We start from the raw sequence: 1,998 nt of genomic DNA, 5'->3' as shown, positions 1-1,998 counted from the left end.
ATAAACATAGATAGTAGCAACGCCACACGAATAGCGCAGATTGTAAAAGCCAAGCTGGGTATAGGTTTTAAATGTAAAAGACATTAAAATCTCAGTGTGAGAATTAATTCTAAAACAGTTCTCGCAGGCGTTCAATATGTTGTAAAAGAAGTAAAATCACCAAATGAGGAAATATAGTAAGGATCTGCAATTTCTGCGGCTTCACCAAGCGTCAGGTAAGTCTGAGTTGGCGCCTGAATAAGATAAATAAGCCCAGTGTGCCAAAACATAAGATATAAGGGACAATACAAGCCAACGATAAACCCCTAAAAGGGTTCCTTGCCCAAAACGGTGCAATCCAAATCGGTGTTTTGCCGTTTTAAACCAACCCTCTCGGAATGTGTGGGCTGTTCGTTTACTACCATACGCACATCTATGAACTAGAATATATCTTACAGATTATAGGATTTTGGCACCAAGCCGCTGATTGCCCTATTCCTTTCCCCTCAAGGCATTAATTCCTCTTCCTCTCTAAAAATGAGCGAACGCACAGTATATACATACTTAAGCATTTATACGTCTGTGTACTTACTGATAATTTGGCACCACAGCATCAAAATTCAGTGAAAAACCTGTTATCAATGTATATTTTGCTGATTATATTGATATTAGACGGGTTTACTTCATCTACCGCAACATTTAAACAGCATTTACCTTTCAAAAAAGAATAAAAGTCAATAAGTGATGTAAGTATCAAAAAAAGCAACATCGCTTATTTCCTGGCAACTACTGTATGTTATATGAGATTTATTATTAACCGATTCCGGCGTAGTTTTTTTGTATCATTGTTGATGCTTCCTGGGATTACAACTTTGTTGCAACCTGTTGCTGCAAATGAAATTGAAAATAGAGCTTTTTTTGGTGGGGATAATCTAACAAATCAAGCAACTAATCGTGCAGTATTCAGTGCAGAAGCAGCAGCGTTGCAAATTGCTAAAGCTGCTGATAAAGTTGTCGTCAAACCTGGTGATACGGTACTTTACCGTATTACTATTCGCAATGTTGGCAATATCAATGCATCGAATATAACGCTAACCGATAGGTTGCCGTTAGGTTTGGTGTTAGAATCTAAATCTTTGCAAGCATCTTTATCTAATAATAACACTACGTCTCAAGTTCCTATATCTGTTGCCAAATCTACAGAGGGTAGTTTTTATGTGACTTATGCTGGAAGTCTGGCGCCTACTGGTACATTAAATATTATCTATGCTGCTACGGTTACTCCAGATGGGATGCGTGGGAATGGTAGAAATTTAGCAGTTGCAACTGCTGGTAGTGCAAGGAGTAATACTGCTAGTCATCAATTAAAAATTCGTTCTGGTCTAATTTCTGATTGTGGTACTTTGATTGGACGGGTGTTTGTTGATAAAAATTTTGATGGTGAGCAGCAACATGGTGAACCTGGTATTCCTAATGCTGTAATTTATATGGATGATGGCAACCGTATTATTACTGATGCTAATGGAATTTTTTCAGTAGCGAATGTAATTGCTGGTAATCGCACTGGAACTTTAGATTTAACTAGTTTACCTGGTTATATTCAGGCGCCGAATTTATACAGGATTGATAAAAATAGTCAGTCTCGTTTAGTTAAGTTGGCACCTTCTAGTATGGCACGAATGAATTTTGCTGTAACTCCTGCGTTTAGAGAGGGACGGCAATAATATGTCTAAAAAAATTAATCACGGCTTATTAACAATTTGTAGTACCATCCCTGTATTAACTGCTGTTAGTACATCAGCAAAAACAATTAATCATAACCATATTAAGCAAGATGATATTAAATCGAATGTAGTTGCAGACATTTCCGAAGATAATATACCAGTTTTTTCACCAGAAAAAGCCCAATCAAAACCAGAACAGTCAACCTGTAGGGGCGGGTTAACCCAAGATTGCAAAAACACCCAAAATCTATCTAAACCCGCCCCAGAACCCGCCCCAGAACCCGCCCCAGAACCC

At 38.0% G+C, this 1,998-nt stretch carries 2 protein-coding genes; both read left to right on the top strand.

Annotated features, from left to right (window positions below):
- The first annotated feature begins 830 nt into the window (after positions 1-830).
- Positions 831-1,703 (top strand): DUF7927 domain-containing protein, encoded by an 873-nt coding sequence (locus DSM106972_RS50880; RefSeq protein ID WP_411675409.1) that lies wholly within the window; start codon positions 831-833, stop codon positions 1,701-1,703.
- Between the two features lies 1 nt (position 1,704).
- Positions 1,705-1,998: hypothetical protein (locus tag DSM106972_RS50875; protein ID WP_148129300.1), on the top strand; the 294-nt coding region annotated here is incomplete at its 3' end.

It is taken from the genome of Dulcicalothrix desertica PCC 7102, from assembly GCF_003991905.1.
Lineage (GTDB): Bacteria > Cyanobacteriota > Cyanobacteriia > Cyanobacteriales > Nostocaceae > Dulcicalothrix > Dulcicalothrix desertica.
The sequence above is the reverse complement of the archived record's forward strand: the minus strand, read 5'-3'. Positions and strand labels throughout refer to the sequence as shown.

What these genes read in the sequence shown, in the direction of transcription:
- DSM106972_RS50880 (WP_411675409.1), top strand. Translation starts at nt 831, where the DNA reads ATGCTTCCTGGGATTACAACTTTGTTGCAACCTGTTGCTGCAAATGAA.